Origin of the sequence: Cytobacillus sp. Hz8 (assembly GCF_042263505.1) — a bacterium.
Classification (GTDB): domain Bacteria; phylum Bacillota; class Bacilli; order Bacillales; family Cytobacillaceae; genus Bacillus_BE.
This window is the reverse complement of sequence record NZ_JBHKFI010000004.1, coordinates 1-21,131: the sequence shown is the minus strand read 5'-3', so window position 1 is coordinate 21,131 and position 21,131 is coordinate 1. Positions and strand designations below refer to the sequence as shown.

At 35.6% G+C, this 21,131-nt stretch carries 25 protein-coding genes; 5 read left to right on the top strand and 20 right to left on the bottom strand.

What is annotated here, in order from left to right; genetic code table 11:
- Positions 1-12: 12 nt before the first annotated feature.
- The 5 genes from rsmH to ACE38V_RS06860 form a co-directional block, all read right to left on the bottom strand.
- Positions 13-948 (bottom strand): 16S rRNA (cytosine(1402)-N(4))-methyltransferase RsmH, encoded by a 936-nt coding sequence (gene rsmH / locus ACE38V_RS06880; RefSeq protein WP_375840477.1) that lies wholly within the window; start codon positions 946-948, stop codon positions 13-15.
- Between the two features lie 136 nt (positions 949-1,084).
- Positions 1,085-1,516, bottom strand: a complete 432-nt coding sequence (mraZ, locus tag ACE38V_RS06875) for a division/cell wall cluster transcriptional repressor MraZ (protein WP_375840476.1) — start codon at positions 1,514-1,516, stop codon at positions 1,085-1,087.
- 166 nt (positions 1,517-1,682) lie between these two features.
- Positions 1,683-3,317 carry a bacillithiol biosynthesis cysteine-adding enzyme BshC gene (gene bshC, locus ACE38V_RS06870; RefSeq protein ID WP_375840475.1) on the bottom strand — a complete coding sequence of 545 codons (1,635 nt, stop codon included), beginning with the start codon at positions 3,315-3,317 and terminating at the stop codon, positions 1,683-1,685.
- An 81-nt stretch (positions 3,318-3,398) separates the two neighbouring features.
- On the bottom strand, positions 3,399-3,788 hold the full coding sequence (locus ACE38V_RS06865; RefSeq protein WP_375840474.1) for a DUF3397 domain-containing protein: 390 nt from the start codon (positions 3,786-3,788) through the stop codon (positions 3,399-3,401).
- A gap of 12 nt (positions 3,789-3,800) precedes the next feature.
- Positions 3,801-4,685, bottom strand: coding sequence for a 2-dehydropantoate 2-reductase (locus tag ACE38V_RS06860; RefSeq protein WP_375840473.1), 885 nt, complete (start codon positions 4,683-4,685; stop codon positions 3,801-3,803).
- A 609-nt stretch (positions 4,686-5,294) separates the two neighbouring features.
- Here ACE38V_RS06860 and ACE38V_RS06855 point away from each other — a divergent pair.
- Positions 5,295-5,771 (top strand): N-acetyltransferase, encoded by a 477-nt coding sequence (locus ACE38V_RS06855; RefSeq protein ID WP_375840472.1) that lies wholly within the window; start codon positions 5,295-5,297, stop codon positions 5,769-5,771.
- Between the two features lie 90 nt (positions 5,772-5,861).
- Here ACE38V_RS06855 and ACE38V_RS06850 read toward each other — a convergent pair whose 3' ends face one another.
- The 4 genes from ACE38V_RS06850 to ACE38V_RS06835 form a co-directional block, all read right to left on the bottom strand.
- Positions 5,862-6,500, bottom strand: coding sequence for an RsfA family transcriptional regulator (locus ACE38V_RS06850; RefSeq protein WP_375840471.1), 639 nt, complete (start codon positions 6,498-6,500; stop codon positions 5,862-5,864).
- A gap of 81 nt (positions 6,501-6,581) precedes the next feature.
- A complete protein-coding gene (locus ACE38V_RS06845) occupies positions 6,582-7,340 on the bottom strand; it encodes an enoyl-CoA hydratase/isomerase family protein (protein WP_375840470.1) in 759 nt (252 codons plus the stop codon).
- Between the two features lie 133 nt (positions 7,341-7,473).
- Complete coding sequence (rpmF, locus tag ACE38V_RS06840) at positions 7,474-7,647, bottom strand: 50S ribosomal protein L32 (protein WP_009791160.1); 174 nt, start codon at positions 7,645-7,647, stop codon at positions 7,474-7,476.
- A gap of 81 nt (positions 7,648-7,728) precedes the next feature.
- Positions 7,729-8,253: a YceD family protein gene (locus ACE38V_RS06835; protein WP_375840468.1), complete on the bottom strand. Its 525-nt coding sequence runs from the start codon at positions 8,251-8,253 to the stop codon at positions 7,729-7,731.
- Positions 8,254-8,408: 155 nt separating this feature from the next.
- Between ACE38V_RS06835 and ACE38V_RS06830 the strand changes: the two genes are divergently transcribed.
- Complete coding sequence (locus ACE38V_RS06830; protein WP_375840467.1) at positions 8,409-9,623, top strand: nucleotidyltransferase; 1,215 nt, start codon at positions 8,409-8,411, stop codon at positions 9,621-9,623.
- Positions 9,624-9,676: 53 nt separating this feature from the next.
- Here ACE38V_RS06830 and ACE38V_RS06825 read toward each other — a convergent pair whose 3' ends face one another.
- Positions 9,677-10,702 carry a SepM family pheromone-processing serine protease gene (locus tag ACE38V_RS06825; protein WP_375840466.1) on the bottom strand — a complete coding sequence of 342 codons (1,026 nt, stop codon included), beginning with the start codon at positions 10,700-10,702 and terminating at the stop codon, positions 9,677-9,679.
- 7 nt (positions 10,703-10,709) lie between these two features.
- Entirely contained in the window at positions 10,710-11,489 is a 780-nt protein-coding gene (locus ACE38V_RS06820; RefSeq protein WP_375840464.1) for a patatin-like phospholipase family protein, read from the bottom strand.
- Positions 11,490-11,680: 191 nt separating this feature from the next.
- On the opposite strand from ACE38V_RS06820, the gene ylbJ reads away from it, so the two are divergent.
- Positions 11,681-12,901, top strand: coding sequence for a sporulation integral membrane protein YlbJ (gene ylbJ / locus ACE38V_RS06815; RefSeq protein WP_375840463.1), 1,221 nt, complete (start codon positions 11,681-11,683; stop codon positions 12,899-12,901).
- 61 nt (positions 12,902-12,962) lie between these two features.
- Here ylbJ and coaD read toward each other — a convergent pair whose 3' ends face one another.
- From coaD to ACE38V_RS06800, 3 genes are all read right to left on the bottom strand, one after another.
- On the bottom strand, positions 12,963-13,445 hold the full coding sequence (coaD, locus tag ACE38V_RS06810; protein WP_375840462.1) for a pantetheine-phosphate adenylyltransferase: 483 nt from the start codon (positions 13,443-13,445) through the stop codon (positions 12,963-12,965).
- 14 nt (positions 13,446-13,459) lie between these two features.
- A complete protein-coding gene (rsmD, locus tag ACE38V_RS06805; protein ID WP_375840461.1) occupies positions 13,460-14,017 on the bottom strand; it encodes a 16S rRNA (guanine(966)-N(2))-methyltransferase RsmD in 558 nt (185 codons plus the stop codon).
- Positions 14,018-14,386: 369 nt separating this feature from the next.
- The gene (locus ACE38V_RS06800) at positions 14,387-15,814 is read right to left on the bottom strand and encodes a hypothetical protein (RefSeq protein WP_375840460.1); all 1,428 of its coding nucleotides are present in this window, start codon (positions 15,812-15,814) and stop codon (positions 14,387-14,389) included.
- 569 nt (positions 15,815-16,383) lie between these two features.
- Here ACE38V_RS06800 and ACE38V_RS06795 point away from each other — a divergent pair.
- Positions 16,384-16,773: a DUF7147 family protein gene (locus ACE38V_RS06795; RefSeq protein WP_375840459.1), complete on the top strand. Its 390-nt coding sequence runs from the start codon at positions 16,384-16,386 to the stop codon at positions 16,771-16,773.
- A gap of 78 nt (positions 16,774-16,851) precedes the next feature.
- Here the strand turns inward: ACE38V_RS06795 and ACE38V_RS06790 are convergent, their stop codons facing one another.
- The 5 genes from ACE38V_RS06790 to ACE38V_RS06770 form a co-directional block, all read right to left on the bottom strand.
- Positions 16,852-17,127, bottom strand: a complete 276-nt coding sequence (locus ACE38V_RS06790) for a YlbG family protein (RefSeq protein ID WP_375840458.1) — start codon at positions 17,125-17,127, stop codon at positions 16,852-16,854.
- A gap of 106 nt (positions 17,128-17,233) precedes the next feature.
- The gene (locus ACE38V_RS06785; RefSeq protein ID WP_375840457.1) at positions 17,234-17,671 is read right to left on the bottom strand and encodes a YlbF/YmcA family competence regulator; all 438 of its coding nucleotides are present in this window, start codon (positions 17,669-17,671) and stop codon (positions 17,234-17,236) included.
- Positions 17,672-17,730: 59 nt separating this feature from the next.
- Complete coding sequence (locus ACE38V_RS06780) at positions 17,731-18,150, bottom strand: hypothetical protein (RefSeq protein ID WP_375840456.1); 420 nt, start codon at positions 18,148-18,150, stop codon at positions 17,731-17,733.
- Between the two features lie 98 nt (positions 18,151-18,248).
- Positions 18,249-18,488 (bottom strand): YlbE-like family protein, encoded by a 240-nt coding sequence (locus ACE38V_RS06775; RefSeq protein WP_375840455.1) that lies wholly within the window; start codon positions 18,486-18,488, stop codon positions 18,249-18,251.
- 20 nt (positions 18,489-18,508) lie between these two features.
- Positions 18,509-18,910: a YlbD family protein gene (locus ACE38V_RS06770; protein ID WP_375840454.1), complete on the bottom strand. Its 402-nt coding sequence runs from the start codon at positions 18,908-18,910 to the stop codon at positions 18,509-18,511.
- Between the two features lie 134 nt (positions 18,911-19,044).
- On the opposite strand from ACE38V_RS06770, the gene ACE38V_RS06765 reads away from it, so the two are divergent.
- The gene (locus ACE38V_RS06765; protein WP_375840453.1) at positions 19,045-19,536 is read left to right on the top strand and encodes a PaaI family thioesterase; all 492 of its coding nucleotides are present in this window, start codon (positions 19,045-19,047) and stop codon (positions 19,534-19,536) included.
- A gap of 60 nt (positions 19,537-19,596) precedes the next feature.
- Here ACE38V_RS06765 and ACE38V_RS06760 read toward each other — a convergent pair whose 3' ends face one another.
- Positions 19,597-20,655 (bottom strand): CAP domain-containing protein, encoded by a 1,059-nt coding sequence (locus tag ACE38V_RS06760; RefSeq protein ID WP_375840452.1) that lies wholly within the window; start codon positions 20,653-20,655, stop codon positions 19,597-19,599.
- Positions 20,656-21,131 lie beyond the last annotated feature (476 nt).

The following is a 21,131-nucleotide window of genomic DNA, read 5'->3' as shown; positions in this document are numbered from 1 at the left end:
AAGGGATAAACCCTACTTAATTTTTTCAGCTATACGTAATTTAGCTGAGCGTGCCCGATTATTTTCAGTCAATTCCTCTTCGGAAGGTAAAATCGGTTTCCTTGTAACTAACTTTAAGCTTGGTTGATACTCATCAGGGATTACTGGCAAATTCACCGGTAAATTCGGTGTTTCACTTGCCTGTTTTAAAGTGACCTTACAAATACGATCCTCAAGAGAATGAAAGGTAATGACACTGATTCTGCCATCTTTGTTCAAAATCTCAATTGCTTGCTTCAAGGAATCTTCAAAAACACCAAGTTCATCATTCACCGCGATACGGACAGCCTGAAAAATTCGTTTTGCTGGATGACCTCCCTTTCTTCTTGCCGGTGCAGGAATCGCATCCTTGATTAGCTCAACTAATTCACTTGTTGTTTCAATCGGCTTCTTTTCTCTTGCAGATTCAATCTTTCTTGCAATTTGCTTGGAGAATTTCTCCTCGCCATATTTGAAAAAGATTTTTACTAGCTTCTCATAACTCCAATGATTGATAACATCATAGGCCGACAAATCAGATTCTTGGTCCATTCTCATATCGAGTGGAGCATCATTATGATAACTAAAACCTCTTTCAGGGGTGTCTAATTGTGGGGATGAAACACCCAAATCATAAAGAATTCCATCTACCTTCTGAACCCCTAGTTGAGTAAGTTCTTCCTTCAAATATCTAAAATTACTTTTAATAATCGTTATTTTATCCCCATATTGTGACAGCTTCTCTTTTGCATTCGCAATGGCCACATCATCTTGGTCAAATGCATATAGATGTCCCTTATCGGATAGCTTTGATAAAATCAATGAGGAATGACCAGCACCACCAAGGGTACAGTCAACATATATCCCATCCGGATTAATATTTAAGCCATTGACCGCCTCATGCAAAAGAACTGTTGTATGTTTAAACATGCTTGTCCACCTTTTTCTACCGAAATTGTTCCGGAGTTTTTGTATGTTGGAATCTGAGTGTCCTGCAAAAAGTTTGCATCGTTCTTTTCGAGAACAGTTAATCGAGAAGTTTACTTATTTACAAAAAACATTCCCATTATATATCAAATCCAATCATATTTTCTGCTATTTCCGCAAAAGAATCTTCAGATTGTGCAAAAAATTCCTCCCAAAGAGGCTTGCTCCAGATTTCAATTCGATTGGAAACGCCTACGATCACACATTCCTTTTCAAGCTTTGCATAATTCAACAAAGGAGCTGTGATATTAATTCTTCCCTGTTTATCAAGTTCACACTCCGTTGCCCCTGAAAAGAAGAAACGGGTAAAAGCACGAGCATCTTTTTTTGTAAGGGGGAGACCCTTTAACTTTTCTTCAAGTATCTTCCACTCATCAAGCGGGTAGCCAAATAAACATTGGTCAAGTCCACGGGTTAATACAAAGATTTCGCCTAAGTCGTCACGAAATTTTGCAGGTACTATTAAACGGCCTTTTATATCAACGTTATGATGATACTCACCCATGAACATACCCACTACCCCCACTTTCTACATCAAATGTACCACATCCCCCCACTTTTCACCACCTATTTATATAAATTCTACGATTAGCATTATTTTCCTTCATTGTTTTGTGATATTTCTAAAATTTTATTGCAGGTATCAAAAAAAAAGCTTAACTCACATGAGTTAAGCTTTACATAATTATCACCTTATGTTTTCCATCAAACTCAAATGGCAACTGCATGATCTGATGAATAAACGAAAAACCATATTGATTTAAATAATAGTAAATATTCCAGATTCTCTCCTGTGGAGAGCCTAAAGGTTTTAACGAGTTTTCAATTGCTGCATACTTTTTCAGCACCACATCGTTTTTAAACTGTAATGCTAATTCCATTTTATTCTCCATAAATTGGAGCTGATCCATTATTAGTTTACTGTTCTTTTCCAATAAAGGAGCCAAACCTTTATCTTCTTCATTAGCACATTCTTCGAGCTCTCGATAACGGTTAATAACCTCTTCTTTCGTCTTTGCAAACAGTGCTTGGAGCTTTTTATTCCGTACAGAAGCCAAAAATTCTTCCCGACTTTTAGAAATCCCCTCTTTTAATACATCTTCAATGGATAAATGGAAAGCTCGAAGGTTTGCTTCAATTTGTCTTTCCACAAAGGTTAGATTTAAACGAGGAACGATTGGCGGCATTTTGATATCAAAAAATTCAAATGCCTTTTTAAGCTCTGCCCAGTAAGAGATCTCTCCAGGTCCTGCAATAAAGGCTAATGTAGGAAATAACCATTCCTGCATTATCGGTCTAGTAACCACATTATTGCTAAGTTTTTCCGGATATTGGGAAGCAATCTGAAGCAATTGCTCCTTCGTAAAATGAATTTGACCATTTTTCGATTTAAAAATTAAATTTTCTTCGTCGTATTCAAGTAAAATCCGTTCATTGAATTCCTCATCATAATAAAAGAGATTTCCTGCTTGTTCTGGAATTTCGATTGTATTTGGGAACCCACATAGATTTATCTCTGCTTGTTGCTCTTTTACTAAGCTAGTAATTTCATTGGCACATTGAATTTGTTTAATAAAATATTCACTTTCAAGCTTTCTCAGATTATAATCCCCTGAATCAATGATGAGAAGACCATCTTCCTTAAATAACTCCATAATAATCCAGCTAAAAAAATCAACCATGGTTGTTGATTTTTCTAAAGCCTTTTTAGAAAAATCAAGTAAATCTTTCGTATTTTTCGTTTCGCCGTAGGTCTCCAAAATACTATCGATCCAAGATAAACAGATTTCTTGATTTAATTCAATATGAGAGACCATCTTCTTTTCTTTTATTTTTTCTGGGTAAATCCATTTTTCTACTTTTCGATTCTTATTTATGTATAGATGATTTACCTCTTGAAAATCATGATCCTCTCCAGCGATCCAAAATACAGGAACAACTGGCACTCCAAGTTCCATTTCCTGTTGTCTTGCAAGCATAATAATGGATATGACTTTATGTATGGAGTAAAGTGGTCCTGTCAATAAACCAGCTTGCTGACCACCAATGACCACAACACTATTTTCACTTCTTAATTTCTCCAATGATTTCTTAACTTGATTGGAGGTTGGAAATGGATCCATAAATTGTTCAATATGGTCACATAGTTCTTTTCGTTTAAAAGATCTATTCCTTAATTCCATTACACGTCTTTCATACTCAGATGAATGTAGAAAATGATAATGAAAAAAACCTTCCACTGCATGATCTTGCGCTAAATAATCCGTTGCAAATCGATTAGTTGCAGGGAGAGAGAGATTTAAAATCTCCATTCATGTACTTCCTTTCTAGTCAACTTGTTTTTCCTAATAGAGTATATCATTGAAAGACGAAAAAAGGAAAAAATCCGCTTCTTACATAATAGATTGGGTAACACTTTTAATCACACCAAACAGGAGTAAAACAAAATAGGCAGATATAAAGATTAAAAAATTGAATCTCCAAAATCCTTTTAAGACTTTCGAAAAGTGGATTTCATGCTTGATTTTCCAATGGATGATAACAAAAATCATGGCCTCGATAAGCATAAATAATATTACGACCCAGAAATAAGATTTATGCCAGATTGTTAAAATTAAATAATGAACGGATATGATAAACAGGAATGTACTACAGTCAATCGCTAGATGAACAGACTTACGGTGCTCTCCAGTAATTAATTTTGTGATGATGAAGACCATAAGGTAACCAAGGAACGGGATGGTAATGAAAATCGACAAAAATATGGACAAAAAAGAAGACATTTACTTCCCTCCCTATTGTTCACTACCCTTTACACAATGGTAAAAAGCCATCAATAATGGTGCTTTTCTCTCCTCTTTCAATGCCTTCTCTAATAAATAGCCTAAGATGGAATCTACTTCAGTTTGTCTGTTTTCTTCAATGTCCTTTAACATTGAGGAACGATTTGCTGCAGTATTCCTGCAAACCTGCAGGAGTTGGCCAAAATATCGAGAACGATTATGAATTTGTAGCACATCAATAACCTCTTCAAAAACTTGAATTAAAACACGATAATAATAGGGATTATTGACTAATTCTCCATTTTTGACCTTCAAAACAGCAGTTAATGGGTTAATAACAGCATTTATGATCAGCTTGGAAATGAGCATTTCATAATAATCTTCTTCAACTTCAAACGGAAATTCTGGATTCACTGGCTCCATTAATTTTGTTAGCAAAGAATCTTCCCCGTGATATATGGCTAACTTCGTCTTCCCTTTCCCAGTAAATCGAACATGATTGTTGCTTTCACGTATTGCTCCATGTTCAACTGTGCCAACATAGATATTGTTAGCAACCAATTTTTCCAACCATTTCAAATGTCCCATTCCATTTTGCAAAAACAGAAAGGAATTTTCTTGATTTCCTTGGGCCACTATTTTCTCCATCACTTGAGGAAGTTGATATTGCTTAACCGTAATGAGTGTTAAGTCATCATCCCCCTTCCACTCATCCATTAATTTCGCTTCAACCTCTATCTGGGAAGTATGCTGATCTTTAGTTATGTATAATCCATGTTTTAGCAAATTTAATTTTTGCTCGACTGTTCTTGTATATATCATGACCTGATGATTTTTTTGTAAATAACCTGCAAACAACAGGCCAATTGCTCCACCACCAATTATCCCAATTTTCATGTGCGTCTCCTCTTTTAACAAAATTGTTTTCGTTAAATAAAAATTCCTTGTGTTTATTAGGAGCAAGTTATCGACTATGTTTTTTTATTTGCTTTAGTCATATTTTATCAGATGAATGTCCCAATTTGTGAATACAGGGAGGAAAAAATGTAATAATCTAAGCGTGATGCCCATCTGGTTAGGAATTTTGTAGAAAAAATCTATTTTCAGTTCATTTTGTAAAAGTTTTCAAAATTTAAGTGCAGAATTTTTGGTTTAATTAGTATATAATGATATCAATGGAAGCGTTTACTTCAATTCGTATACAAACAACGGATCTTTTAAATTATTTAAAAGGTCAAAACCCGTTCGTCAAAGTGATACTTCCTTATCCAAATTTGACTCCTATTAATCTACGACAATGTAGAGCTTCAAAGTATAGGTCTAAACGAACAAATCCAATGAATCATGAAAAAAAATACTACAAGACCATTTTAACTTCAATTTTTTAGCCTATTAGTCTATTCACGCCAAAACAATTAGAGCAAATCTTTACCATTTTTCTAAAGTAAACGTTCTCTTGATGGAAATAGTTATTATTATTACAACATTGCAAAGGGGGAAATAAAATTGAATCTTACTGTTGAGAAGTTAAAGGTGAACTTTAAAACGTTAGAGGAATTCAAGGAATTTAAGGAGTATGGCCTTCAGGAGCTTTCCATGCTTGAGGATCTTGAAGCAAATATCATTGATAATGATAGCGACTCACCGTTTTATGGGATTTATTTCGGAGGTAAACTTGCCGCCCGTATGAGCCTATACAAGGTGAACGCTAAATTTAATCCCGTTTTAAAACCTGCTAAATATTATCTTGAGCTTTGGAAGCTTGAAGTTTTACCTGAATATCAGCATCAAGGCTTTGGTACCGCACTTGTCGAATACGCTAAATCAAAGGGACTTCCTATCAAAACCATTTCAAGGGTGAATTCCAAAGAGTTTTGGAACAAAATGGGCTTTTCCCCCATTGAAAATATTGGGGAAGATCTTTCTTTTGAAAACTCACTTGTTTGGCTTCCAGGAAAATTTCCTGTCACTTCAGCAAGTTGATGATTTCGAATAATGCCAACACCAATAAATGAAGGGACTGATTTAATGATCATGAATCAGTCCCTTCATTTTTATCTGTTCTCTCTTTATTCACTTTTCAACACGTTCTAAATTCCCGTTTTTATCCATTTGAAATTTAACCTTTTGCTGTCGATCCTCCTCCTGTAAAACAACCATTTTTCTAGCTCGTTCCATAATTTCGATTAATGCCTTATAGTCCGATTCAATTGTTTTGATATCCTTGATTAATTTTTCATTTTCTGCTACCAAATAATATATTTGTTTCTCTAGAGATTGAATTTTATGGTCATAAGCACCCATTTCTTCCTCGTGATTCATTGCTATTTGTGCTTCCTTATAAATGGTTTGTAAATAAGAAATCACTTCTTCAAAATCAAGCTTCTTTTCTCCTTCAGTGGTCTTAGGAAGTAAAGTCACATTCGTTGCTAGTGACTTAATTGCGCCTGTTGTATCGTTTGCATTATCCAGTGAAGCTGATTTTTTCAACTCTTTCCTTTGCTTTTTAGCCAAATCTATTCCAGATTTATACTGTTTTCTCACAAATGAATTCCACCGAAATCCACAAGCAGCTGATGTTCTGGACAATTGTCTCCCTACTTCCTCAAATGCTTGCAGTTGGGTGCTGCCCTCGCGAATATGTCTAAGAACTACTTCTGCAAGAAGCAAATCTTCGTCTTGTGACCATGCATCTTGACGAGTTATTGGCATCCGTCAATCCCTCCTAGTGTTTTTTATCATACATATGCATCTACTAGAAAAGATAGACTCGATTCCCAATTTGTATCTGAACTATTTTCGATTTCGGAATAATTCTACTTGTCGGTGATGTTTCTCCCCTTCCCATAAAATCGCACAACCACGTACTTCCTTCTCCATTCTTTCCCATAATTGACTATCAGTCCATTTTTGGAGCAATAAATTTTTATAGGCTTGTAAAACTTCAGACTCAATATGAAGGAGTGGAGCCAGTACTTCCCTCCATCTATTTTCTTCTGCCCCCTCGTAAGTAGATTGTACAAACCCGAGGTCAACTAATTCATCTGAGGTAAAGACCCTAGCCTCCATTAACATTTTCAAGGCATTGGCAGTTGGGATTTTTTCCAGTAACATGGTTCCTCCACCCCAGCCCGTTGTAATGGCTAATGTACCTTGGACAAATCCTGCTTTAATTCCCTTTTGAGCAATTCGAAAATCACATGCTGTAGCGATTTCACACCCTCCACCAACAGCAGCACCGTTGATAACAGCAACTGTAGGTTTGCTTAGGGTTAGCAAGCGGTATAGTATTTTTGCCATTTTTGAAAGCATAGAGTATGCTTGCTCTTCCGTACGAAGCTCATGAAAAACAGATAAATCTCCTCCTGAACAAAAGGCTCTATCACCTGCACCTGTAATAACAAGTGCCTTAGCATCTGACTCTTCTGTCCTATCAATTGCATCTCGAAGTCCGTTCATCACGTCATCATTTATGGCGTTACGCTTCTCTGGTCTATTAATTGTAAATAGTATATATCCTTCCGGTTCCTCATTAATAGTATATGGTTCCATAATGCCCTCCTGAAAAAAATACGAATATTCTTTATTTTATATACAAAAATTAAATTTTTTCAAGCATTTTCCCGAAAAAACGACAAAAGCACAGGAACAATTTGTTCCTGTGCTTTATATCTCAGTCAAGAAATTAGTCGTTTACAACTTCTTTTCCTTTGTATGTTCCACAAGCTTTACATACACGGTGAGCAAGTTTCATTTCACCGCAGTTTGGGCATTCTACCATACCTGGAACCTGTAATTTAAAATGAGTACGACGCTTTCTTTTCGCAGTTTTAGATGTTCTTCTGAAAGGTACAGCCATTATTCCCACCTCCTTAAAGAGAATCAAGAAAGTTATGAAGGCTAAATCACTTTAACTCCATACTTTCTAAGTTCTTCCGTGTCAATCGGAAGAAGAATGGTCTTGATCGAAAAATTTTGCAAGTCCAGCAAGGCGCGGATCCACTTTTTTTGTTTGATCCGATTCCTGAATAACTTCCCAATCCTGCCCGGACTGTGGAGCACCAGTTTCCTTGCTATTTTCATCGCAATAAACTTGCAATGGTACTTCAAGTAAAAGAATTTCCTTGATAACCGGATAGAGATCAATGATATCCCCATTTACTTGATGAACTTCCTCTCCCGTTTCATAATCGAAATCTTTTAAGAGAAAAGTTTCTGTTGTTTCAACATTAATTGGATAATTCACATCAACTAACGTACGAGAACAAGGCAAAACAAGATGACCATTTATTTGTAAATGAAAAGTCACTTTTGTCGAGTCGATATCTGCTCGACCCGTTATATGCATTGGTGAAACATCTCGTATTGTTTGATCGATTTCTTTAATATCGTCTACAATGATTGTTTCATCAATCGGAAAATCCTTGCTTCGATATTTTGATAATTGACTTAACGTCCATTTCATTCGAATCACCCCAAAGGCAACAAAGGTAATTATAGCTTCCTTATAATTATTTGTCAATATTTTTTCTTTACAGTATAATGTGGTCATTATCCAAGTTCTTTAATCAAATATTCTCTATTTAATCATATCTATTTTCACATGGCAAGGAGGTAATTATGAAGGCTGTTGGGATTGTTGTCGAATATAATCCATTTCATAATGGACATGCTTTTCATCTAAATGCAGCGAAAAGAATCTCTAACAACGATGTTGTTATTGCCGCCATGAGCGGAAATTTCCTTCAGCGTGGCGAACCTGCATTAATGACAAAATGGGCTCGAACAGAAATGGCATTAGCAGCAGGAGTAGATATTGTTTTTGAATTACCTTATCAGTTTGCTACACAAAAGGCAGAAACATTCGCAAATGGTGCCGTATCCATTCTCGCTGAGGCAGGCTGTGAAGCGTTATGTTTTGGAAGTGAAGCGGGTGATATGGATCTGTTTTTAAACACCTTACATTTTCTTGAAAAAAATGACACAGAATATCAATTTCATATTAAAGAATTGATGGGTCAGGGTCTAAGTTATCCATCTGCATCCGCTCAAAGTTTTTCAAGGCTTTTCCCAAATAACGAAATGATGGATCTTTCCAAGCCTAATAACATTCTAGGCTACCATTATTTAAAGGCTGTCCATACCAATGGAATTCCAATGAAAGTTTTGACCGTTTCAAGAAGTCAGGCGGCATACCATGACAGTCATTTCTCCTCTGATACGATTGCCAGTGCAACAAGCATTCGAAAAGCGCTCTTTTCAAAAGATAGCGATATCAAACAGATTCGACAGTTTGTACCTGAAAGTACTTTCGAAAGATTGCTTCAATATAAAAGGAGTATCGGATCTTTTCAACAATGGGAAAGCTATTGGCCCTTATTGAAATATCGGCTCATTAGTCTATCAAAAGAAGAACTGAGAGGTATATACGAGGTAGAGGAAGGAATTGAAAATCGCTTAATCTCAGCTGGATTAAAGGCCCATTCTTTTGTAGACTTTATGAATCTTTTAAAAACAAAGCGATACACATGGACAAGACTTCAAAGAATGTGCGTCCATGTGTTAACCAATACAAAAAAAGCGGAAATGAAATTGAGAGATGAAAAAGTCAGTTACTTGCGCCTTCTTGGAATGACAAATAAAGGACGGGATTTTTTAAACAAAAGAAAAAGCAAGCTTTCAATCCCGCTAGTGTCTAAGCTCTCTTCCTTTCAAAACGAGCAGATCCACTTAGATATAAAAGCAGCGAGAGTTTATGCCTTAGGGGTAAAGGAAGAAGCTAAGCAATTATTATTAGAAAAAGAATTTTCACAGCCCCCTATCTATTATCAATAATGAAGAAAAGTGAGCGGGGAGGATTAAGCATACCTCGCCCCGCTCACTTTTCTTTATTTTGCTTTTAAAGTTTTCAAATAATTAAGTGCATCAGCGAAGGTATCCACTGGGATTATCTTCATATCCGTTCCAATATCCTTTGCTGTTTTTACCGCATCTTGATAATTTGATTTCTTACTTCCATTTTCATTAGGGGCAAAAAATATTTCCGCACCTGACTTATCTGCTGCAATAATCTTTTGTTCAATACCCCCGATTGGTCCCACTGTTCCATTTGGAGAAATAGTTCCAGTTCCGGCAATTTGGTATCCTTTCGTATAATCCGTCTTCGTTAATTGATTATAGATTTCTAAAGAAAACATGAGGCCTGCTGAAGGACCACCAATATCATCTGTCTGCACAGATACCTTTGGACTCACCTCAAGCTCCTTATCATCGACTAAGGAAATCCCAACACCAACTTTTTTTGTATGATTGTCCTCAAATCTTTTTAATGAAAGCGTAATATCCTTTTTCTTATTATTGCGATCAAAGGCAAGTTTAACGCGATCTCCCTCTTTTTTCTTACTTATATTCTGAATAAATTGTTCAGTCGAATTAAACTCTTTTCCATCCACCTGATATATTCGGTCGCCAGGCTTGAGTTTTCCATCTGCTGGCATATCTGGAAGAACATTTAACACATAAACACCATTATAATCGTACTTTATTGGAATACCAGCCTTTTTGAAAGCAACTTCAATCGCATTCGATTTGGAACTGGACATTAAATAAAGCTGGCGCACATTATAAGCCTCTTCAGATTCATCCTCAGCCCGTATTTCATCTAGTGGATAGATTTCTTGGTATTTACTTAATTTTGCATACATATATGAATAGATATTAGCTCGACCCATTCTCACTGTTGTTAGCATAAAATTGCCCTGTTCCTTGTAGCCATCTTCCACTTTTATAATGGGCTTAAGCTCTTTTGCCATTCCTGGTTTTGAAACATAATAAGGTAAATAGACAAATGAACCTGCCACTAAAATGAGTGCGATGAAGAATACTAAAGAACGGATGAATATCTTTTTCCTCATTTCAAGTTTACTCCTCCCACTGGTCCAATAATTGCTTAATTTTCGTAATCTGTTTTCTCGTCTCTTCCTCACCCATTTTAATAATTTCTTCTATATTTGTAAAAGCTCTTGAACTATAAATTTCAACGCGTGGACGAATCATAATATCCGATGCGATCTCGCGGTTTGTAACTAGTTCCATTTGCATAATATCAATACTTTGCATAATCACATCAAAAATAGACGTTATCTCCGCATTTGTTTTGACATGAGCAACATCAACTGCTATGACAATATCTGCCCCCATCTCTTTCACAACAGAAACAGGTACCCGATCAATCACACCGCCATCAACAAGAAGTCTGCCATTATTTTTTTCTGGAACAAAGATTCCTGGAATCGAAATACTTGCTCTCACGGCATCCGAAATAGAACCTGTATTAAAAATCACTTTTTCACCGCTTAATAGGTCTGTTGCAATGACAGAAACAGGAATATTCAATTGTTCCATCGTTTTTCCATGTGTAAACATACGAATTAACCCTTTAATCCTTTTCCCTGCAATAAAACCCATTTTAGGTACAGTAAAGTCTAGATAATATTTACGTTTAAACACTTTGGATAATTTATACAAGTTATCGATATTTTGACCGGCAGCATAAAAACAGCCGATCATCGCTCCCATACTGCTTCCGGCAATTAAATCAATGGGAATTCCTTCATCAGTTAGTACTTTAATGACTCCTAAATGGGCAAACCCGCGTGCACCTCCAGAACCAAGAGCAAGACCAATTTTTGGCCGATGCATACAAGAATCCCTCCTTAAATATGACCCCATTTTAAACTGACACATTTAATCTTATGGTCTAATTTTGTTTTCTATGAGTATATTGAAATATATGAGGACAAGGCCTAAATCTTAGAAGTATAACACTCATTCTATCATTCTTTATAAAAAGTTGCACGGTTAGTTCACCTTTACAGGGAGGCATTGATGGCGTGTTTCGATCAAAACTTAAAACGATTTTACTTTCAACAACCATACTCATAGTAGCCATTTCACTCATTTCTTTTCCCCGAGAGTCAGTTGATGCTTCTATCAGGGGGCTTAATATGTGGTGGGGAATTGTCTTTCCATCCCTATTGCCTTTTTTTATCGTAACGGAGCTTCTTATCGGATTTGGAGTGGTTACATTTATCGGCGTTTTATTAGAACCTTTTATGAGGCCTTTATTTAAGGTTCCTGGAGTGGGGGGATTTGCGTGGGCGATGGGAATGGCCTCCGGATATCCTGCTGGCGCAAAGCTGACCACACGACTCAGACAGGAAAAACAACTCACAAAGATTGAAGCAGAACGACTAGCATCTTTCACAAATTCATCCAATCCGCTCTTCATTTTTGGAGCTGTATCTGTTGGATTTTTTAACAATCCTCATTTAGGGATTCTATTAGCGTTAGCTCATTATTTAGGCAATTTATGTGTAGGACTAATGATGAGATTTTATGGAAAAGAAAATGAAAGAAGCCGAAAGCAAGAGCGGAGGAAAATTTCCATTCGTAAAGCATTTAGTGCATTGCATCAGACAAGGATAAATGACAAACGCCCTATCGGCAAATTGTTAGGAGACGCAGTGGTATCATCCATCCAAACTTTACTTATGATTGGTGGATTCATCATATTATTCTCAGTAATCAATCAACTTCTTGTGCAATTACATATTACTTCGTTCTTTAGCAAAGGAGTAGAATTTATTTTCCATTCCATTCATTTAACAGAAGAACTCAGTATTCCATTCATCTCTGGACTATTTGAAATTACACTTGGAAGTAAATTAGCTAGTGGTGTTGAGGAAGCTAGCTTAATGCAACAAGCCGTTGTCACAAGCTTTATCTTAGCCTTTAGTGGATTTAGTGTTCAAGCTCAAGTTGCCAGCATTTTAGCACAAGCCGATATTCGTTTTAAACCCTTTTTCTTTGCACGAATTTGTCACGGCTTTTTCGCAAGCTTCTTTGCTTTTCTCCTTTGGGAGCCTGTATACGTAAGAAATCATTTTGCAGAAAGCCCAAAAGGGGTTGTACCTACCTTTTTTGCTAATGAAAATTCCTGGATGATTGAATGGCTAACAATCGCAAAAGAATTAGGTCCACTTTTAACGATCATCGCGTTAATCATTTATATCTTGATTTATTTCAAACGAATGAAGAATCTTAGGAATTAATGATTCCAAATAAAAAAGGATGAAAGCGTCTGATGCAAACGACCCCTTCATCCTTTTTTCATTACTTAGCATATTTTTCATTCAACGATTTTTCCACAATAGCTGGAACAAGGGTAGAAACATTCCCATGATATTTTGCTACTTCCTTAACAATACTTGAGCTTAGGAAAGAATATTGATTATTGGTCATAATAAAAAATGTTTCAATGTCTTCATCTAGGACTCTGTTCATAGACGTGATCTGCATCTCATATTCAAAATCTGAAACTGCTCTTAAGCCTCTTATAATCGCATTTGCATTGACTTTTTTCGCATAATCCATTAATAAGCCGCTTGAAGAATCAACCTCTACATTGGGAATATCTTTCGTTACTTCCCGAATTAATTGAATTCTTTCTTCAGGTGTAAAGAGTGGGTGCTTTGAAGAATTATGCATAACTACTACTCTTACTTGATCAAAGACCTTTGCCCCTCTTTTAATAATATCAATATGACCATAAGTTATTGGATCAAAACTACCTGGACAGACGGCAATACGTTCCACTAAAATCCCCCTCATTAATCCTTGCTATATGTATAAATTGAAATGGCAATGATGCCGTAGGTTTCGTGCTTTATGTTCACTAAATCCCCAATTATGTTTGGAAGATTTACATTCGAACTATGCTCACATACAATAACACCATTGTCTTGCAATAACTGATTTTTATCGATGAGTTCAATTAATTTTTGCAATTGCTGCTTTTTATAAGGCGGATCTAAGAAAATATAATCAAATTTCAATTCCCTTTTCATAATGGCCTTTAATGCTCGATCAGAATCATTACGAAAAACCTCTACTCTTTCCTCGAGTTGACAATATTTGATATTATCCCAAATAACCTGGATAGCCTTACCATCACGATCAACAAAAATGGCTTTCTCTACTCCTCGACTTAATGCCTCGATACCCAAACCTCCGCTACCAGCAAAAAGATCAAGTACAGTTCCCCCATCAAAATACGGACCAATCATATTGAAAATGGCTTCTTTAACTTTATCCGTTGTAGGTCTAGTTGAAGATCCCGGTACGGCTTTCAGTGTTTTTCCTTTACAGTCACCGGAAACGACTCTCATCTTAATCACCACTATCATTTTACAAATTTCATTCCCACCTATCCTAACATATTTAGATAGGAAACGACAATATCCAAAATATTCAGAATTAGCAATAGTCCATTGCAGCCAAAAAATATCCAAATTGAATGTATAATGATATATTTTATGGAAATAATGTAAGTAACAACATCTATTCGAGGGTGTTGTTGCCAACCGCGGAGAAGACTTACGTTTCCCCATAAGTTCTTCCTCCGGTTTCTCCTCTCCCTTTGCCTTCTTTCCTAAAAAGGATATAGAAGGACCCTGCAGAAATGCAGGGTTTTTTACTTTTGTAAAAAAATAATTAAGCAAATTATGGTTGACAAGTTCCACCAATTAAAAATCATATTATTTCATAGAAGACAACATAATCCTCTCGCTCGTCTCATTAATTAGAATTTTAAAGATCGATTGTAACCCATTTTGCTTTATAAAGACGGTTCCATTCATTTTTACAAGTGGATTTTCTAGTAACCCATAGTTTTGTTGATTAAAAATAAAAATGGGGTCATACAAAAATAAGCGATACTGATTATTTCCTTTTCTTAAGACAATCGAATCATGATTTGTGGAAATATCCACTTCATAACCCAATTCCTTTAAGGTGGCTTCTAATGGAAATAATTTATCTTCACCATGATAAATAACCTCAATTTGATCTGTTATCCTTTTGCTAATGACCACTTTTCGCTGATCATAATAGAAGATTGGAATAAAATGCGTCTTTTCATTTTGATTCAGCGTGAAAAAATGTGTTGGTCGTCCAACCGTCTTACTAAAGAGATTATCTAATATTCGTGGGTTTAATGGCGATTTTTCTGAATTTACAGTCTTTAAAAATCTCTTTAATTGTTGACCATCTAAAACATTTTCAATATCCTTAATCATTCTATTTCCTTTAGCACTATGACTATTTTGATTTATCGCCATAGAGGCAAATACTTCGATGAGCCATTTTTCTTCTTGGGCTATCCCCTCAAATTTTGATGCATAATAGACTTCCATCAGCTTTCTTTCAATCACCTCTTGGCGGACATTACGATTCATAATCAAGATTCCCTTTCCAAACGTTTCATGAAATTGGCTCGATATGACAATGGATACGTAAGGGAAAGCAACTGAGTCTTTTAGGTTTGAAATGGAAAATTTAGGCTTTTGCTGTCCTTCATAAAAAAACGAAAAGCCCATTGAATCATCAGTTTGTTTTAAAGTCTTTGTTTGCCAATAAAGAGAACCTGGATCTTTATTTCCTTGAAAAAAATAATAGCTGACAAAGTCTAATTGTTTACCCCCTTTCAGTGGGATTCCAGTTACCCATGAACCATTCTTTCTTCTATAGTCAACAATTTCCATTGAAGAATGGTTAATCGTCGTATTTGAAATGGTTACAAGCCAATGATTTAAAAGGAATGCTTCCTCTTTTTTATTTAACGGAATAATGGTTTGTATTCTCATTTTCTCATTCTTTGCCTGGAATGTGTTTGAATTTTTATCCTGTGAACTACAGGATTTCGAATCCTGCACAAAACATTTCCAACTTTTTACTGATGCTGGAGCAATAAGCCGATATTCTTTATTTGAGGAAAGCCCTTCAATATTTTGTACAATGTTCAATTGATTATTTCTCACTTCAATTGATATCATTTGGTTAATGCTTTCCACCTCTGACTTGTTTGATTGATCAGTTTGATTGGAGTATGAATGCCATTGCCAAAGCAGCAAGCCACCAACCGTGGCTGCAAGGGCGAAAAATATACTTAATAATACCTTCCACATTTAGTTCTCCTTTATTTATTACACTTTTTCGCTGATAGCAACTTTACGAAAATTAGTTTTTTTCTTAAATTAAACTGATAAAGTGAAACTTCCATCAGTGGGGGTTTTCGACGCACAGGACGTGAAGTGTGCAGACTTATGTGTTGACGTCGCGCTTTTAGTCTGCCATTCATCCCCCACTGATGGTTAGTCACGCAGAGCCTGATTGATTTTTCTAAGTCTGAAGCCCAAAGAAAAATCTTATTTCACTTATCACGCTCATAACGCCACATCCTGTGGCTTCGCCTGACTAGGACCTTAATCCCTCGTCGGGCCTTTACGGACAGTTGATCTCCCACTTATCTTCTTCGTATTCTCAGAATCTTGAAGTGGGAGTCAAAATGTCCGTTAAGAGTGGGATAAAACTACCTTATCAAATTCTTACTTAATCTTCATAGATTTTTTAAATATGAACAGCTTTTCTAGATTTTTTTGTTCAGAGGATTACTTCTTCTATTATAATGATGAAAATGATAAAGTAGAGTTTAGAATCTGAAACTTCATTGAACATGATTAAGGGAGAGATTATTTTGATTCAACGCTTTATTGAACTTGGAGAAGGGTATTCTGATCTATACGAATTATTGGAGATCGCCAAAGCAAATCAACACCGATTACAGCATTTTATGGCTTTTCATACAAATAAGGAAGATCGGGATGTTACTTCCTTAGCCATCGTCTTAAGTCCAACAAATCCTGGGGACTTCCAACCGCTTTATATATGTCGGGAAGGAATTCCAAATCCCCATACAACTCCAAATAAAAGATTTGATTTGTTTGCTAAAACCGCAAAATCACAACAAAAAGACATCATGGAATTAACCGTGAAGCCATCTAGCCAATTTGCCGAAAAAGAGCTATATTTCCAGCACTTAATTGGCATTTTAAGAATGAATCGATACATTCCACCAATGAAATAATTGAGTTTTAAAATACCAACTATCATGATCTCATCAGAGATATTGCAAAAAAAAGGTGAGTCTCTTAGGACTCACCTTTTAAATTCCCATTTTATAATCATATTCTTTCGCTTTATCTGGTTTTGAATTTTCATATTCAATTTTTAAAAACGGCTTTAAGGAAGGCTCAACCTTTTTCACAAAGGAATATGAGTTGATTTTCTCCATAATTCCATCTATATCTTTTTGATCGCAATAAAGAACCACATATTTCAATCGTTTTGAAACATAATGGACATTACCAAATTTACGAAGCATTTTTGCTTGTTTAAGAGAATGTAACCAAATAATAATTCCTTGACGTTGACCGAGCATTGTTTCCTTCCCCTTCAAAGACCAATTGTTTACATAAGTCTAGCATACAAAAAGTATTTTTTTCAATAAGTAAAAAGCATTTTATTAATGAAGCGGCATTGAACTCTTAGGAACAACCACAGCTACCACCTGAACCACAGCCTCCACTGCAGCTTGATTCAAAAAATGGATTTCCAGTCGGTACCTTAATATGCTCAGATACAGAGTGGCCAACGAGCACACTAATTTCATCTAGCATGTTTTGCAGATCATTTTCTGCTTTCTTAAAATTAGCTACATTCTCGTCCAAATCCATTTCTCGTTTCAATTCACGAATGGATTGCATCACCTTCTTATAATCAGGATGATAGCGACCAAATCGTTGAACATCCTCATACTGTTCTTTCACTTGGACAAATGCCTTAATTTTATCTTGGGTCTTTTGACTTTTTTTCATTTTATATAAATAAAAGCGATAACTCTCCGCTATATCTGACTCTAAAATCATTCTCGTCAATATGTTAGCTTCATCCATAATTTTCACACTTTCTAATGTAGCAAGCAAAAGGCTCACCTCCGATTCATATTTTACCATGAATCCATTTAGCAGAAAAGCTAACAACCTTATGAGGGAATTTCTACCTCGAATGATTTTGTATTCATGAACTGAGAATCCTTATTCAAAAGGATAAGTTTTACCGTATGTTTTCCTTTTGAGAGCCCTTTAATAACAAATGCTGCCCGCCCAATCTCATGTTTCTTCTTTCCGTCAATAAAAATAAGAATTCTCCCACTCTCCCCTTTTTCATTTTTTCGAAATGTGATGCCATTCACTTTGCATTCTACAAAGATCGTATTCGCTCTTAATTGATGAGAAACATCAAAAGTAACTCCTTTTGAAGCTTGAAAAACGGGGGATGCTTTGGATTGTGATATTGATTGTGACACGTCTTTCCCTTTCTTTGCTTCTGGCTCCGGCATATCCTTTTGACAAGCTGTTAATAGAAATAAAGTGACTATGAAGAAAACAATCCTATATAGCAAACGAATCACTCCTTTGTTTCTTATTGTTAGCGAGCAATTCCTTTTTTAATCAAAAATAAAAAGCCCTCCCGTATTTTGAGAAAGCTTGATCCCACAAATTATGATGGCTTGTTCATTGCTTGAAACATACTCATCATTACAGATGCCATCTGAACTCCAGAAGTAATTTTTTCAACTTGGTGTGGAATTGTCTTTTTATAATAATGAAGAGAGGCTATTTCAAAAGCCTGGAGTTTATTAGGATTTCTCGATAGCTCTCTATACCATCTAGATTGTTCTCTTAAAAATTGCTTTAATTCTTTCTCTTGATAAATATAATTCATTACTTCCTTTCTCATATTCTTATCACTCCGTACCATTAGTCTTTTCTAAAGGAGAAAGGGTGTGGTGATTGATTTTGCTGCGGTGGCTGCTGGGTTTGTCCTTGCCCCTGAAACTGCGAAATCACACCTAAAATGGCAGATATTGCTTGATTTGCATTATATAGATGGGATTGAATCTGATTTGGATCCATTTTTGACACATTGTTCATAATTTTCGATAACCAATCATTTTCTTTTTTATCTTCTTTAACAGTTGTTTCTTCTTTCTCAATTCCCATACCATTCCATTTTGGATCGTCTTCACCAAGTAAATACCAGTCCTCATATAACTCCTGCAACGTACTATTTCCATTCCTGACTTCTTTCAAAATGTGGGGATTTTCACGAACAAATTCTTTAAATTTAATAATTGAGGGATGCAGATTTTTGCTTTTCATTTTATTTCACCTCAGGATTGAAACAATTACCTATATTACCATATGAGTAAAGAAAAAAAAGGTGATTCTGCAGAATTTCAAAAATGCCAAAAAAATGATAAGATATTTTGCATAGATGATGGGAGTGTGCTGAATTGAAAAAAGATTTACAACAATTATTTAATCACTACATTGAGGTAGCAACAGAAGAAGAACAATTGGTGTTGAAGAACATCCTCGAGGGGTTGCATCGAAAAAAGGAAAATCCATTTAGTACTTATATTAGCGAACTCATGCAAATGGAACATAATTTTCAAAACGACAGTTTGAAAATTACAATTCCAATTACCCCACTTTTAAATAATAACTTAAATATCGTTCATGGTGGCTTTACAGCAACACTTGTCGATACAACGATGGGAGTTTTTGCTAATATGATTTTACCTGAAGGCTTTGGAGCAGTAACAACCAGTTTAAATATTCATTATTTATCTGCAGGTGTTGGAGAATCCTTAATTTGTAAAGCAAAAATGGAACATAAGGGATCCAAAACTATGGTATTAACTTCAGATGTTTTCCGCTCCGATGGAAAAAAAATTGCCCAAGCGACAGGTAGCTTTTTTGTTATTGAGAAAAAAGCAAAATAAGGATAACCATAAAAATAAACAAGACTGATACCCTAATGGAGTCAGTCTTGTTTATTCTTTTTATTGGGTCCATTTCTCGATAAAATTTTGAGTGTAGTATTTTCGATAAACTCCTACTCCCAAATGGGTGAATTCCCCATTTAGAAGACTTTCCCGGTGTCCAAAACTATTTAACCATCCCTCCACAACGGCAGGCGCATCAATATAATTTGCGGCGATATTTTCACCTGCTAATTGATAGAAAACCTCACCATTATCTAATCGATCTGCCAATTTTCCATATTTTTTCGAATCATGAGAGAACACTTGACTTGTAAACATATCCTTACTGTGCAAATAAGCTACTTTCGCTATTTTTTCGTCCCATTTTAGCGGCTTTACCCCTTCTCTAATCCTTAGAATATTGGTAATATCAAATATTTGTCTTTCATTCGCTCTCTCAATTTTATCCATCTGCTTTCTGCTATTTATAGTAGATTGGATTAATTCTCCCCGATAGAAAAGCTCATAAGGTCCTTGTTTAATTAGAGTCTCTTTATCAAGCATCCTCAAACCCGAAAGCTTCCCTGTAAACTTATCAATATAGGCTTGTACAAATGCTTCCCCTATTGGAATTAATGGCTGTATCTTAAGATCATCCTCAGTTAAAACAAATTGATAAGAGCCTTTTTCATACTCAAAACTAACCCTCGAGTTTAAATGATATTTTTCTTTTATATTCCTATATGATTCACCAACCGTAAATGGTAGTACATCTACATTTTTCCCATTCGCATAAAGTGTAACTACTTTATTATGACTAACCCCAATTTGCAGATAATTGTCCAAATCCTGATTATAAATCCACCAATCATAGTGATAATAAGATGGCTCAATTCTTATTGGTTGCCCTAATTTTTCTGTTACTTCACGAATATCCTTACCTATTAGATTTAAAAAGCTATTCTTTGGAATTACCTTCTCAACTGTGTTTTTTTCTTGCACTGTTTCTTTTTTCTCTTTCTCTAAAGCACTAACTTTTGATTCTCTCGATAAATAGTATTTATGTCCACATAAAATAAGCAATAAAATGGAGAATATCATTGCGATTCCTAATAGCCATTGGGTTCGCTTATGCATGTCATACCCCCTATTCCGCTTTTCTACCATTATATGTGGAATCATAAAAAGTAGAATTAAAATTACTAGATTTCCACTAATATTCAATAAATAACGAAAACTCTCCGATTGGCGAGTTTTCAGGCGAAGACAGATGCGTAGTTCACCGAAAAAAGAAAAGCGCTTTTTTCGGCTGCGAAGCGTCTCTCAGAAGCCTCCCTTTGTGCACTTATACTTTATTCCTAAAATTGGCTTCTACGTCGAATTTTCATCATGGTTGCCAATTTATACTCCCTCATAAAAGTAACGATTTTCTCGCGTTTTCTCCGTTTTTCTCAGTTTTTTAAATTTTATATGACTGTTTTCATCATGTATAGTCAGAAAGTAATATTCTTTTGGTGGAGGAGGGCGTGCTTAAATATGCCCTCTTCTTCAACTTTTCCATAAAAAGGGAATATTTGAATAATATGGTCGCTGTTGGATCCCACAATATTCAT